Origin of the sequence: Modestobacter marinus (assembly GCF_011758655.1) — a bacterium.
GTDB classification, from domain to species: Bacteria; Actinomycetota; Actinomycetes; order Mycobacteriales; family Geodermatophilaceae; genus Modestobacter; species Modestobacter marinus.
In genome coordinates this window covers 1023662-1037378 of the sequence record NZ_JAAMPA010000002.1, presented here as the reverse complement: position 1 = coordinate 1037378, position 13717 = coordinate 1023662, and the positions used below count along the sequence as shown (strand labels likewise).

The following is a 13717-nucleotide window of genomic DNA, read 5'->3' as shown; positions in this document are numbered from 1 at the left end:
TCATCTCCTCGGTTCGTCGTTCGTTGGCACGGGGGTGTCGCCCGGCCGGCCGGGGTGGCCGTCGGTGGGGAAGAACAGCTGGAGGACCCGTTCGGTGGCGGCGCCGTCCTCCAGGGAGCAGAAGCGCTCCCGGAACCGGTTGTACCGCTCGGTGGGCATCCATGGACGCCCGCCGAGCCCGGCGATCGCCGTCAGCACCTGCTCGCTGGTGGTCAGCAGCGGGCCCGGTGCGATCTCGGCCAGGTCGAAGTAGAAGCCGCGCAGGTCGTCGCGGTAGTGCTCGAGGTCGTAGGTGAAGTGGACGATCGGCTTCCCGGTGACGGCGAAGTCGAACATCGTCGAGGAGTAGTCGGTGACCAGGACGTCGGCGGCCAGGTACAGCTCGCTGATGTCGGGGTGCCGGGAGACGTCGAGCAACGGGGCCGTGCCCTGGACCTCCAGCCGGTCGGACACCATCGCGTGCAGCCGGACCAGCAGCACGTGGTCCGGACCCAGGCCGCGGGCGAGGTCGCCGAGGTCGACCGGGAACGTGTGCGCCGGGCCGTCGTCGGCGAGCACGAGGTCGTCGCGCCAGGTCGGGGCGTAGAGCACGGCGGTGACGTGGTCGGCGATCCCCAGCGCGGCGCGCACCCGGGCCCGCCGGCGGTCGCGGTCGGGCGCGCTGAGCACGTCGTTGCGCGGGTAGCCCGTCTCGTGCACCGGGCCGGTGAAGCCGAAGGCGCTGCGCAGGTGCGGGGTGCTCGCCGCGTTGGGGGAGAGCAGGTGGTCCCACCGGGCGATGTCCTGCATGACCAGCTCCAGCCGGCCCTCCGGGGCCCACACCGCGTCCCGGTGCAGCCGCTTGAGCGGCGTCCCGTGCCAGGTCTGCAGGTAGGTCGTCGTGGGCTGCTTGTCCCACTCCCGGGAGATGCCGTCGTTGGAGACGATGACGTCGGCGGACTCCACGGCCGCCCGGGCGTCGGGGCCCCAGGTCTCCACGGTCTGCACGCCGGCCGGGAAGTCCGCCCGCAGGTCCGGACGGGCCAGCCAGACGGCGTCCATCTCGGTGCCCCGGGCGACGAGGGCCTCGTAGATGGCCCGCGGGTTGTCGTTGTACCGGCCGCCGAAGCTGTTGAAGACGACCTTCACCGTCGGCGGGCCGGGACGGCGGAGGGCAGGGTCGCCCGGTGCCGGGGGCACCGCGTGACCCGGTCGGGTCCTGGGCGTTCTCTCATGCTCGCTCCTCCTCCGTCGGTCGGCTCGACCGTGCGTGTGCTCGGCGACCGGCCGGCGGCGGGTGCTGCCCCTGCGGGCCGCCTCCGGGGTCGTGCGCTGCACGCGGGTGCAGCGGCACGGGTGGGGCGGCGTGCACCCGGCCGGCACCGGGGCCGTCCTCCGGTCCGCGCTGCCGCGTGCCGCGCGGCGCTGCTGGGTTCCGGGGGACCTCGACGTCCCGGTGCGTGCGGGCAGTGGTCGTCCTGCTGGGGCCGTCCCCGCGGGAGTTCCTCGCCCGTCCGCAGTCGAGCCAGTGCAGGCTACGGGCTGATCGGCCCCGACGTCGAGGTGGGGGGTGCGGCCGCGCGCTAGGATCGGCTGCGTGACCGGCGGACTCCTGCTTCCCGAGCCGTGCTGATCTGACCTCGAGCAGACCAGCACGGCGACCCCTCCTGAGTGAGGGGTCTTTTTCTGTCCGCCGCCAGATCCTTCCCGTGGGAGCACCGACGATGAGCCAGACGGCCAGCCAGAACACCGAACCCACCGCCGACGGGGTGCCGCCACACCGGTACACGCCGGCCCTGGCGCAGCAGATCGAGCTCGCCTGGCAGGACCGGTGGGCGGCCGAGGGCACGTTCCACACGCCCAATCCGGTCGGCCGGCTGAGCGAGGGCTTCGACCGGGTCGCCGACCGGCCCAAGGCCTTCCTGATGGACATGTTCCCGTACCCCTCGGGCGCCGGGCTGCACGTCGGGCACCCGCTGGGCTACCTGGGCACCGACGTGACCAGCCGCTTCCTGCGGATGGACGGGCACAACGTGCTGCACCCGATGGGCTACGACGCCTTCGGCCTGCCCGCCGAGCAGTACGCCGTGCAGACCGGGCAGCACCCGCGGGTCACCACCGAGGCCAACATCGCCGCGATCAGCGCCCAGCTGCGGCGCCTCGGCGTCGACCACGACACCCGCCGCACCTTCGCCACGATCGACCCGGGCTACTACAAGTGGACCCAGTGGATCTTCCGGCAGGTCTTCGAGGCCTGGTTCGACCCGGAGGCGGGCAAGGCACGCCCGATCACCGAGCTGGTCACCGAGCTGGACGCCGGCACCCGGCAGCCGGCCGACGGCACGCTGCCCGAGGGGCGCACCTGGGCGGAGCTGACCCCCGTGGAGCGCCGTCGCGTCGTCGACGCGCACCGGCTGGCCTACCGGCACGAGGCGCCGGTGAACTGGTGCCCCGGGCTGGGCACCGTGCTGTCCAACGAGGAGGTCACCCCGGACGGCAGGTCCGAGCGGGGCAACTTCCCGGTGTTCCGCCGCCCGCTGACCCAGTGGATGATGCGGATCACCTCCTACGCCGAGCGGCTGCTGACCGACCTCGACCGGCTGGACTGGTCGGACTCGCTGAAGCAGATGCAGCGCAACTGGATCGGCCGCTCGACCGGCGCCCGCGTCCGCTTCGCGGTGGCGGGCGAGACGGTCGAGGTCTTCACCACCCGGCCGGACACCCTGTTCGGCGCCACCTACCTGGTGCTCGCTCCCGAGCACCCGCTGGTCGGCGCGCTGACCGCCGCCCAGTGGCCCGAGGGCACCGACCCCCGGTGGACGGCCGGTGCCGCCACCCCCGCCGAGGCCGTCGCCGCCTACCAGCGGCAGGCCTCCCGCCGGTCGGAGCTGGACCGGCAGGCCGAGGGCCGGGAGAAGACCGGGGTCTGGCTGGGCGCCACCGCCCGCAACCCGCTGACCGGGGCCGACCTGCCGGTGTTCATCGCCGACTACGTGCTGACCGGCTACGGCACCGGCGCGATCATGGCGGTCCCCGGCGAGGACCCGCGCGACTGGGACTTCGCGCAGGAGTTCGGGCTGCCCGTCGTCCGGACCGTGCAGCCGCCGGCCGACTTCGACGGCGGTGCGTACACCGGCACCGGTCCGATGATCAACAGCTCGAACGAGCAGCTGTCGCTGGACGGGCTGGACAAGGCCGCCGCGATCGCGCGGGTCACCGAGTGGCTGGTCGCGAACGGCTCCGGCGAGGCGACGACGACCTACAAGCTGCGCGACTGGCTGTTCAGCCGGCAGCGCTACTGGGGTGAGCCGTTCCCGATCGTCTACGCCGCCGACGGGGAGGACGCCGACCTGCCGATCGCCGTCCCCGAGTCGATGCTGCCGGTGCTGCTGCCCGACGTCGACGACTACTCGCCCAAGACGTTCGCCGACGACGAGGCCGACTCCAAGCCCGAGCCGCCGCTGTCCCGGGCCACCGAGTGGACGACGGTCACCCTGGACCTGGGCGACGGGCCGCGCAGCTACCGGCGCGAGACCAACACGATGCCCAACTGGGCCGGCTCGTGCTGGTACTACCTGCGCTACCTGGACCCGGCGGACGACGAGCGCTTCGTCGACCCGGAGCTGGAGGCCTACTGGATGGGCCCGCGGGAGCCCGGCGACGTCGGCGGCGTCGACCTGTACGTCGGTGGGGTCGAGCACGCCGTGCTGCACCTGCTGTACGCGCGGTTCTGGCACAAGGTGCTGTTCGACCTGGGGCACGTCTCCAGCGAGGAGCCGTTCCGCCGGCTGGTGAACCAGGGCTACATCTCGGCCTACGCGTACACCGACGAGCGCGGCTTCCACGTGCCGGCGGCCGAGGTGGTCGAGCGGGACGGGCAGTACCTGTACGAGGGCGCACCGGTCACCCGTGAGTACGGGAAGATGGGCAAGAGCCTGAAGAACGTCGTCACGCCGGACGAGATGATCGCGATGTTCGGGGCGGACACCTTCCGGGTGTACGAGATGTCCACCGGCCCGCTGGACCAGTCGCGGCCGTGGGAGACCAAGGCCGCGGTCGGGTCCCAGCGGCTGCTGCAGCGGCTCTGGCGGGTGGTGGTCGACGAGGAGTCCGGCGCCGTGCGCGCCGCCGACGTCGAGCCGGACGACGAGACCTCGCGGGCCCTGCACCGGGCGATCGAGGCCGTGCGCGACGGCATGACGACGCTGCGGTTCAACATCGCCATCGCCCGGATCACCGAGCTGACCAACCACCTGACCTCGGCCTGCCCGCCGGGGACGCCGGTGCCCCGGTCGGTCGCCGAGCCGCTGGTGCTGCTGGTCGCCCCGCTGGCCCCGCACCTGGCCGAGGAGCTGTGGGCCCGGCTGGGGCACGCCGACTCCGTGGCGTGGGCGCCGTTCCCGGTCGCCGAGGAGCGGTGGCTGGTCGACGACACCGTCCAGGTCGCCGTGCAGGTCAACGGCAAGGTGCGGGCCCAGGTGGCCGTGCCGGCGGACGCGGACGCCGCGGCGCTGGAGGCGGCGGCCCGGGCGGACGAGCGGATCGCCGGACACCTCGCCGGCGCCACCGTGCGCCGGGTCGTCGCGGTCCCGGGCCGGCTGGTCAACTTCGTCCTCGGCTGACCGCCCTCGGCCGGGCCCAGCAGTGATCAGGTGACCTGATCGAAGACTGTCCTCCCGCACCAACGCTGGTGCGGGAGGACAGTCGTTGGTGCGGGGGGACGCCTTCCGGCACGGTGAGCGTGCCCGGGCGGGGCAGCGGATCGACCGGCGGGTGACCCCGGTCTTCGTCTGGCGCACTCTGTGCCCGCGGGCGTGCGTTGGGCCGGGCGGGTCAGCCGGCGGGGGTGATCCGGATCATCGTCTGGCGTTCCCGGCCGCGGTGCGTGATGCGTGCCGCGATGCGGGAGGTGCCGTAGCTGATCCGCCACTGCCAGCCGTAGCGCCGGGCGAGGGCGGCTCGGGCACGGGGCCACTCGGACCGGTCGAGGAACTCGGCGACACCGTCGACCGCCGGACCCTCGAGCCGGCCGCGCATGTCGCACGGGGCCACGGTGACCCGGCTGGTGTGCCGCAGCCGCTTCACCTTGCCGGAGTCCGCGCGGGTCCAGACGACCAAGGCGTCGCCGTCGGGCGCGGCCCAGACCGGGGTGGGCACGGCCTCACCGGTGCGCCGGAAGGTGGTGAGGCTGACGTAGCGGCTCGTCGGCAGCCGGGTCATCCGACGGCGGTGCGGGTGAGCGCGCGGCGCATCGCGGCCTCGACCGGGTCGATGACCTCGGCGACGGTCACGTCGCGGCCGAGCTCCACGCTCAGTGAGGTGGCCCCGGCGTCGGGGATGCCGCACGGGACCATGTTGGTGAAGGCGGCCATGTCCGGGTCGCAGTTCAGTGCGAAACCGTGCATCGTCACGCCACGGGCGACCCGGACCCCGATCGCGGCGATCTTCCGGTCGGGCCCGCGCTCGTCGGCCCGGACCCAGACGCCGCTGCGCCCCTCGACCTGCTCGGTGGCCAGGCCGAAGCTCCCGCAGACCTCCATCAGGGCCCGCTCCATCCGGCGGACGTGGGCGACCACGTCGACCGGGTCCGGCAGCGCGACGATCGGGTACCCGACCAGCTGGCCGGGGCCGTGCCAGGTGATCTTGCCGCCGCGGTCGACGTCGATGACCGGGGTGCCGTCGAAGGGACGCTCCTGCGGTTCGGTCCGCTTGCCCGCGGTGTAGACCGGGGGGTGCTCCAGCAGCAGCATCGTGTCCGGACCGGTGCCGGCGACGCGCTGCTCGTGCAGTTCCCGCTGCTGCGCCCAGGCCTCCTCGTAGGGGACCAGACCGGCTCGGACGACGACCAGCTCGCTCATGCCGTCGACCCTATGCCGCGGACCGCCGCACGCGCGCCTGGTCGCCGGGCCGGCCTGCCCGGCGCGGTCGCAGGTCGGTGGTCACGGGGTCGCGGGTCACGGGGGCGGTGGTCACGGGGTCGGCGGTCACGGGCGCCGGTCCTCTTCGGCCGGCTCCGGATCGGTCACCGTGGACGACGACGTCCCGAGCCGCCGGAGCACGGCCCGGGCGGTGCGGGCTCCGCTGGCCATCGCGCCCTGGATGGACGGGGTGTCGCGGTGGTCGCCGCAGACGAACAACCCCTCGCCCAGGTCGACGGGGCGACGGTGCTGCAGCGGGGGAGTGGCCGCCGGTTGTGCGCCGGTCACCGTCACCGTGGTGAGGTGCGCCAGCTCAGTGCTGGGAACGCCGTGCAGCCGGGCCACCTCTTCACGGACGTCGGCCTCCCGGGTCGGCGCCAGGGTCGAGCTGGCGACGAGCGCCCGGCCGTCGGGGCTGTAGGCCGGCTGGGCGTCGGAGACCACCGCGCTGTTCACCAGCCGCCCGCCGGGCTGGCCGAGCACGATCAGCGGCGAGGGCCACGGCGACTCGGCCAGCACGTGCAGGTGGGTGGTCACCTGCCGGGGCGCCGACGCCTCGAGCCCGGGGAGCAGGACCGCTGCGGTGTCGGGGTCGGTCGCCACCACGACGGCGTCGGCGGTCGTGGTCCCGGCGTCGGTGTGCACCGCCCCGCCTCCGACGCCCGTCACGCGGACTCCCAGGTGCACCCGGTCGGCGGGCAGCCGGCCGGCGAGCTGCTCGCCGATCGCCTGCATCCCGGCGGAGGGGAGACCTACCCGGCCCCGGACGAAGCTGCGCCAGACCAGGTCCAGGTAGCGGCTGGAGGTCTCCAGCCGGTCCTCCAGGAGCACGCCCGCGAGGAACGGCCGCAGGAACACCTCCAGGGCCTGCTCGCCGATGCCGGCGCTGCGCAGCGCCTCTGCGGCGGTGCGTTCCCGCGCCTCCAGCAGCCGGGACGCCGGTGCGTAGCCGGCCCGGGCGGAGAACGCCCCGAGCGCGGCCAGCCGGTGCGGACCGCCCAACGGCGCCCGCAGCGTGCCCGCGACGGTGCCCGGGTGCTCGCGGGGGTCGACGACCCGGTGGGCGCGACCGTCGACCCGCACCACGGCACCCGTCCAGAACCAGCCCAGGTCGAGCGCCGGCAGGTCGAGGTCGGCGGCGCGGGGGTAGCCGGTGTTGAACACCTGGAAGCCGCGGTCGACCAGGAAGCCGTCGACCCGCGCGGTCGCCAGCCGACCGCCCGGGTGCTGGGCGGCGTCGAGCACGTGGACGTCGCAGCCGGCCGCCGCCAGCCGGGTGGCCGCGCTGAGGCCCGCCAGGCCCGCGCCGACCACGACGACCTCGGCACGGGGTGGCGGTGGCATGTCCCGAACCTAGGCGCTCCCGCAGGAACCCGTCCTGCCCGCCACTGCAGCTGTGGACCCGGCCGGAGCCTGTGGACGGGCGCAGCGGGGCATCGGCCGTCGGCTCTACCGTCCCGGCATGCCTGCGCAGCCCTCCCCGTCGGCGGCACCCGTCGTGCCCGGCTACGTCCTCGAGGAGCTGCTGGGCCGGGGCGGCTCGGGGCAGGTGTGGCGGGCCCGGCCACGGTCCGGCGGCCCGCCGGTGGCGGTCAAGGTGCTGGTGCGTGGTGACCCGGAACGCCAGGAACGCGAGGCGCGGCTGCTCGGCGAGCTCGACCACCCGCACCTGGTCCGGCTGCACCACGTCGTCCGCCGGGAGGTCCGCGACGGCCCGGCCCAGGTGGCGCTGGTGCTCGACCTGCTCGCCGGCGGCAGCCTGGCGGCGCTGCTGGCCCGGCGCGGGCGGCTGCGCCCGGGCGAGGTGGTCACCACGGTGGCCCCGGTGGCGGCTGCGCTGGCCCACGCCCACGAGCGGGGGGTCGTGCACGGCGACCTGTCGCCGGGCAACGTCGTGTTCACCGACGAGGGGCGCCCCGTGCTCACCGACCTGGGCACCGCCCGGCTGGTCGGCGACACCGCACGGGCGGAGGTGACTCCGGCGTACGTCGACCCGGTGGTGGCGCGCGGCGGTGCGCCCGGGCCGGCGTCGGACGTCTTCGGTGCCGCGGCAGCGGCCTTCCACGCGCTCACCGGCATCGCACCCTGGAACGCGGCGGACCCGGCCGGCACCCTCACCGTGGCCGCCACCGGAGACCTGCCCGATCTCGCGCTCCTCGCCCCCGACGCACCGGAGGAGCTGGTGCGCGTCGTCCTGCGGGGGCTCTCGGCGGAGCCGCACCTGCGAGGGTCTGCCGCGGCGTTTGCCCTCGACCTCCGCCACGCCTGCCGGCCCGAGCCGGTCCGCCTCCCGGTGGCCGGCGTGCCCGACGGTGAGCTCGGCGCCACCGGCGGGGGCCCACGGACGGAGCTGACCCACCAGGTGCCGGGCCGGCGACCGCGGGCCGCCCATGCGGTCCCGGTCCCCGAGGGGCGTTGGGCGCAGGTCCGGGCGCGGCTCGGTGACCGGGTCGCCGCCGCACGGGGAGGCGGGGAGGTGGGTGTGGGTCCACTGGTCCGGAGCGCGGTCCGTCGAACGGCGACGGTCTCCCTCGTCGCGGTCGCCCTCGCCGCAGCGCTGGCCGGCGTGGTCTGGCTGGGGGAAGGCTGGGGTGGGTCGGGGGGTGACCCGGCCCAGGCCGCAGGCCCCGCTGCGACGAGCAGCGTCGCCCCTCCTGGGTCTCCGTCCGCGGCACCGACCGACCCGGGGGACCCAGTGGGTGGCGGGGAGGCATCGCCGGCCGACCGCACCGCGACGCCGGCCGGGGACGCCGAGTGGGTGGCGGTGCTCACCGACCTCTACCACCGGCGGACCACGGCGTTCACCGACGCCGACCCGACGGCGCTGGCGGAGGTGCACGCGCCCGACAGCGCATCGCTGTCCCGCGACACCGACCAGGTGGCGCAGCTGGTCGCGGCCGGTCAGCGGCTCGACGGCTTCGCGCCCCGGCTGGTCCGCCTCGTCGAGGTGACGGCCCAGGGGCCGACCCGGTTCGACGTGCAGGTGGTCGACGAGCTGCCGGACTATCGGGTGCTCCGCGCCGACGCGCCGGGCGCCCCGGTGGTCGCCGAGGTGCCCGCCCGCGGCGAGGCCACCGTGCAGCTGGTCTTGGCGCGCACGGCGTCCGGTTGGCGCATCGCCGATGCCCGGCTGGCCGGGTGAGGGATGAGCGAGCGGCACGGTGGCCTGCAGAGCCGCCTGGCGGTGAGCGGTCTGCGACGGATGGCCGGAGCGCGGCCTCGAGGTGAAGTGGCGGGCGTTGGCGAGCCCGGGGCGGTCTCGAGGTGGAGTGGCGACGATGACGGCGCCGCAGGGCGGCCGGTGGGTGAGCCGGCGGTGATGACGAGCCGCAGTGCGGCTCGGAGGCAGACCGGCGGTGATGACGAGCCGCAGTGCGGCTCGGAGGCAGACCGGCGGTGGCGGGGACCGCAGCGGATCCCGGAGGTGAACGGTCGTGACGGTGGCGTGCAGCCCTGCCCAGAAGTCGTGCGTGCGGCGGGCCGCAGTGGGGCCAGGAGGTCAGCGGGCGGCGACGGCGGCCTGCAGTGCCGCCCGGAGGTCCTCGTGCGTGAACTCGAACCCGGCCGACCGCAGCACCTCGGGGACGGCGCGCTGGCCGGCCAGCACCCCGACGTCGGCGAACTCGCCGAGGGCCAACCGCAGCGCGAACCCGGGCACGGTGAACACCGCCGGCCGGTGCACGACCTCAGCGAGCGCCGCGGTGAACTCCGCGTTGGTGGCCGGGCTGGGCGCGGTCAGGTTGACCGGGCCGGACACCGGCGCGGTGAGCAGGAACCGGATCGCGTCCACCTCGTCCTGCAGGCTGATCCAGGGCATGTACTGCCGGCCCGAGGCGAGCTTGCCGCCCAGTCCGAGGCGGAACAGCGGGAGCAGTCGCCCCAGCAGGCCCCCCGGGCCGAGGACGAGCCCGGTGCGCAGGGACGCCACCCGGACCCCGGCGGCGGCCGCCGGTGCGGTCGCCGCCTCCCATGCGACGCAGACCCGGGCCAGGAAGTCCTCGCCGGCCGGGACCGTCTCGTCGACCACCCGCTCGCCGGTGTCGCCGTACCAGCCCACGGCGGACGCCGACAGCAGCACCCGGTCACGACCGGGCTCGGCTGCGGCTGCCTCGGCGAGGGCCTGGCTCACCGTGGTCGTGCTGTCGACCCGGCTGTCCAGCACCTGCTGCTTGTGCTTCTCCGTCCAGCGCCGGTCACCGACCCCGACGCCCGCGAGGTTCACCACGGCGTCCACGTCGTCCAGGAGGCCGTCGGGCAGGCGGCGGTGCGCCGGCTCCCAGCGGTGCTCGTCCGCGGTGCGCGGGGTGCGGCGGACCAGCCGCAGGACCTCGTGCCCGTCGGTCACCAGCGACCGGACGAGCGCAGATCCGATCAGCCCGGAGGACCCGGTGACCGCCACCTTCATCGAGTGCTCCTTCAGATCAGCGCGCAGACCAGCACCGGGGGAGACGACGAAGGGCCCCGGCCGGAGCCGGGGCCCTTCATCGCTGGATCAGGAGATGCCCAGGTCGCCCTGGAACTGCCCGCCCTCGAGCCGCTCCCGCACCGTGGTGAGGAACCGGGCGGCGTCGGCGCCGTCGACGATCCGGTGGTCGTAGCTCAGGGCGAGGTAGACCATCGACCGGACGGCGATCACCTCGCCGAGCTCCGGGTCCTGCACCACCACGGGGCGCTTCACCACCGAACCGACGCCCAGGATGGCGACCTGGGGCTGGTTGATGATCGGGGTGTCGAACAGGGCGCCCCGGCTGCCGGTGTTGGTCAGCGTGAACGTGCCGCCACCCAGCTCGTCCGGCGTGACCTTGTTGGTGCGGGTCCGCTCGGCGAGGTCGGCGATCTTCCGGGCGATGCCGGGCACGTTCAGGTCACCGGCACCGCGGATGACCGGCACCAGCAGGCCGCGCTCGGTGTCCACGGCGATGCCCAGGTTCTCGGCGTCGTGGTAGGTGACCGTCCCGGCCTCCAGGTCGACCGAGGAGTTCACCACCGGGTGCGCCTTCAGGGCCTCGACCGCGGCCTTGGCGAAGAACGGCAGGAACGACAGCTTGACGCCCTCGCGGGCGGCGAAGTCGTTCTTCACCTGGTTGCGCAGGTTCGCGATCCGGGTGACGTCCGCCTCGACCACGGTGGTGAGCTGCGCGCTGATCTGCAGCGACTCGACCATCCGCTTGGCGATGACGGTGCGCAGCCGGGACAGCTTCTCCGTGTTGCCGCGGAGCGAGGAGTCCGGTGTCGCGGCCGGCGAGGGGGTGCGGGCACCGCCGGAGGAAGCGGCGGCCGGGGCAGCGGCCGGCTTCTTGGACTCCTCCGCCGCCGCGAGGACGTCCTGCTTGCGGATCCGGCCGCCGACACCGGTGCCGGTGACCGAGGCCAGGTCGACGCCCTGCTCGGCAGCCAGCCGGCGGACCAGCGGGGTGACGTAGGCGCCGCCGCCGTCGGGTGCCGAGGCGGGCGCGGGCTTGGAAGCCGGGGCGACGGCCTCCGCGGGGGAGGGCTGGTCGGTGGGCGACTGGGTCGGCATGGTCCCGCCCGAGCCGTAGTCCGCGCCGGGCTGGCCGCTGTCGGTGTTGGCCTCGGCCGGGGTCGGCTGGTCGGCCTTCGGCGCCGCCTCGGCCTTCGGCTCCTCCGGCTTCGGGGCGGGCTCTGCCTTGGGTGCGGGCTCCGCCTTCGGCGCGGACTCGGCCTTCGCGGCACCGCCACCCGAGCCACCGATGACGGCCAGCTCGGCGCCGACCTCCACGGTCTCGTCCTCGGCCACCACGATCTTGGTGAGCACACCCGCGACGGGGGAGGGGATCTCGGTGTCCACCTTGTCGGTGGAGACCTCCAGGAGGGGCTCGTCGACCTCGACCTGGTCGCCCTCCTGCTTCAGCCAGCGGGTGACCGTGCCCTCGGTGACGCTCTCGCCCAGCGCCGGCATCGTCACCGACGTGCCCTCGCCGCCACCGTCGCCGCCGGAGTCGCCGTCCTGCTCGGCTGCCGCGGGGGCCGCCTGCTCGGCAGGTGCCTCCTCGGCGGGCTCCTCCTGGGCGGGCTCATCCTCGGCCGGGGACTCCTGCGCAGGGGCCTCCTCGGCCGGGGCGCCGGCGTCGCCGTCGTCCCCGCCACCGATCACCGCCAGCTCGGCGCCGACCTCCACGGTCTCGTCCTCGGCGACGACGATCTTGGTGAGCACCCCGGCCGCCGGAGAGGGGATCTCGGTGTCCACCTTGTCGGTGGACACCTCCAGGAGGGGCTCGTCGACCTCGACCTGCTCACCCTCCTGCTTCAGCCAGCGGGTGACCGTGCCCTCGGTGACGCTCTCGCCCAGGGCGGGCATGGTGACGGACGTCGGCATCGAAGGCAGGTCTCCTCAGGTCGTGGGGTGGTGTTGAACGGATGGTGCTGGTCGGGCAGGTGGTGCCGAGCGGGTGGTGCGTCAGCTGTGCGCGTGCAGCGGCTTGCCGGCCAGGACCAGCGCCGCCTCGCCGAGGGCCTCGCTCAGCGTCGGGTGCGGGTGGATCAGCTGGGCGACCTCCTCCGGCAGGGCCTCCCAGTTGTAGACCAGCTGGGCCTCGGCGATCATGTCGCCCACCCGGCTGCCGACCATGTGCACCCCGACGACCGACCCGTTCCCGGCGACGCGGATCAGCTTGACCGCCCCGGCCGTCTTCAGGATCGCGGCCCGGCCGTTGCCGGCCAGGTCGTAGGTGGCGACCTCGACCTCGCCGTGCTTCTCCTTCGCCTGGGCCTCGGTCAGGCCGACGGAGGCGACCTCGGGCTCGGAGTAGGTGACGCGCGGGACGCCCGCGTAGTCGATCGGCACGACCGGCAGGCCGGCGAGGCGCTCGGCCACCAGGATCCCCTCGCCGAAGCCCACGTGGGCCAGCTGGAGGGTGGGGATCAGGTCGCCGACGGCGGAGATCGTCGGCACGTTGGTCTGGCAGTACTCGTCGACCAGGACGTAGCCGCGCTCCATGGCGACGCCGGCCTCCTCGTAGCCCAGGCCCTCGCTCACCGGGCCGCGGCCGACGGCGACGAGCACGAGCTCGGCCTCGTAGTCCTTGCCGTTCTCCAGGGAGACCTTCACGCCGTCGGCGGTGGTCTGCACGCCGGCCACCCGGCTGCCCAGGGAGAAGTCGATCTTGCGGCGGCGGAAGGCGCGCTCCAGCAGCTTGGAGGACGACTCGTCCTCCAGCGGGACGAGGTGCGGCAGGCCCTCGACGATGGTCACGTCGACGCCGAAGGACTTCCAGGCGCTGGCGAACTCGCAGCCGATCACGCCGCCGCCGAGGATGATCGCCGAGGTCGGTACCCGGTCGAGCTTCAGCGCGTGGTCGCTGGTGATGACCTTGGTGCCGTCGATCTCGATGCCGGGCAGGGAGCGGGCGTAGGACCCGGTGGCCAGCAGCACGTGCTTGCCCTCGAAGGTCTGGTCGCCGACCTGGACGGCGGTCGGGGAGACCAGCCGGCCCTCGCCGCTGACGTAGTTGATGCCGCGGCTCTTGATCAGGCCCTGCAGGCCCTTGTGGTTCTTGGAGATGACGCCGTCCTTGTAGGCGTTCACCCCGTCCATGTCGATGCCCGAGAGGGTCGACTTGACGCCGAACTGCTCGCCCTCGCGGGCGTTGTCGGCGACCTCGGCGGTGTGCAGCAGGGCCTTGGTGGGGATGCAGCCGCGGTGCAGGCAGGTGCCGCCCACCTTGTCGCGCTCGATCAGGACGACGGACATGCCCAGCTCGGCGGCCCGGAGTGCGGCGGCATAGCCACCCGAGCCACCACCGAGGATGACCAGGTCAGCGGGGGTGGTCGGTGCGCTCACGGCTGCTCCTCAGTGCTGG

General features: G+C 74.4%; 9 protein-coding genes. 2 read left to right on the top strand and 7 right to left on the bottom strand.

Annotated elements, in window-relative coordinates; genetic code table 11:
* Positions 1-1179 (bottom strand): CDP-glycerol glycerophosphotransferase family protein, encoded by a 1179-nt coding sequence (locus FB380_RS20825; protein ID WP_229682201.1) that lies wholly within the window; start codon positions 1177-1179, stop codon positions 1-3.
* A 524-nt stretch (positions 1180-1703) separates the two neighbouring features.
* Between FB380_RS20825 and leuS the strand changes: the two genes are divergently transcribed.
* Positions 1704-4601, top strand: coding sequence for a leucine--tRNA ligase (leuS, locus tag FB380_RS20820; protein ID WP_166757145.1), 2898 nt, complete (start codon positions 1704-1706; stop codon positions 4599-4601).
* Between the two features lie 211 nt (positions 4602-4812).
* Here leuS and FB380_RS20815 read toward each other — a convergent pair whose 3' ends face one another.
* The 3 genes from FB380_RS20815 to FB380_RS20805 all read right to left on the bottom strand — a co-directional run bounded on the left by FB380_RS20815 (position 4813) and on the right by FB380_RS20805 (position 7241).
* Positions 4813-5199, bottom strand: a complete 387-nt coding sequence (locus FB380_RS20815) for a PPOX class F420-dependent oxidoreductase (RefSeq protein ID WP_166757144.1) — start codon at positions 5197-5199, stop codon at positions 4813-4815.
* Complete coding sequence (gene lipB / locus FB380_RS20810) at positions 5196-5837, bottom strand: lipoyl(octanoyl) transferase LipB (RefSeq protein WP_166757143.1); 642 nt, start codon at positions 5835-5837, stop codon at positions 5196-5198. The genes FB380_RS20815 and lipB overlap by 4 nt, the downstream gene beginning before the upstream one ends.
* A 126-nt stretch (positions 5838-5963) precedes the next feature.
* Positions 5964-7241, bottom strand: coding sequence for an NAD(P)/FAD-dependent oxidoreductase (locus FB380_RS20805; RefSeq protein ID WP_166757142.1), 1278 nt, complete (start codon positions 7239-7241; stop codon positions 5964-5966).
* A gap of 118 nt (positions 7242-7359) precedes the next feature.
* Here FB380_RS20805 and FB380_RS20800 point away from each other — a divergent pair, with 118 nt between their 5' ends.
* Positions 7360-9039: a serine/threonine-protein kinase gene (locus FB380_RS20800; protein WP_166757141.1), complete on the top strand. Its 1680-nt coding sequence runs from the start codon at positions 7360-7362 to the stop codon at positions 9037-9039.
* Positions 9040-9396: 357 nt separating this feature from the next.
* Here the strand turns inward: FB380_RS20800 and FB380_RS20795 are convergent, their stop codons facing one another.
* The 3 genes from FB380_RS20795 to lpdA all read right to left on the bottom strand — a co-directional run bounded on the left by FB380_RS20795 (position 9397) and on the right by lpdA (position 13698).
* Positions 9397-10302, bottom strand: coding sequence for a TIGR01777 family oxidoreductase (locus FB380_RS20795; RefSeq protein ID WP_166757140.1), 906 nt, complete (start codon positions 10300-10302; stop codon positions 9397-9399).
* 87 nt (positions 10303-10389) lie between these two features.
* Complete coding sequence (sucB, locus tag FB380_RS20790; protein ID WP_166757139.1) at positions 10390-12234, bottom strand: 2-oxoglutarate dehydrogenase, E2 component, dihydrolipoamide succinyltransferase; 1845 nt, start codon at positions 12232-12234, stop codon at positions 10390-10392.
* Between the two features lie 81 nt (positions 12235-12315).
* On the bottom strand, positions 12316-13698 hold the full coding sequence (lpdA, locus tag FB380_RS20785) for a dihydrolipoyl dehydrogenase (RefSeq protein ID WP_166757138.1): 1383 nt from the start codon (positions 13696-13698) through the stop codon (positions 12316-12318).
* Positions 13699-13717: the final 19 nt, after the last annotated feature.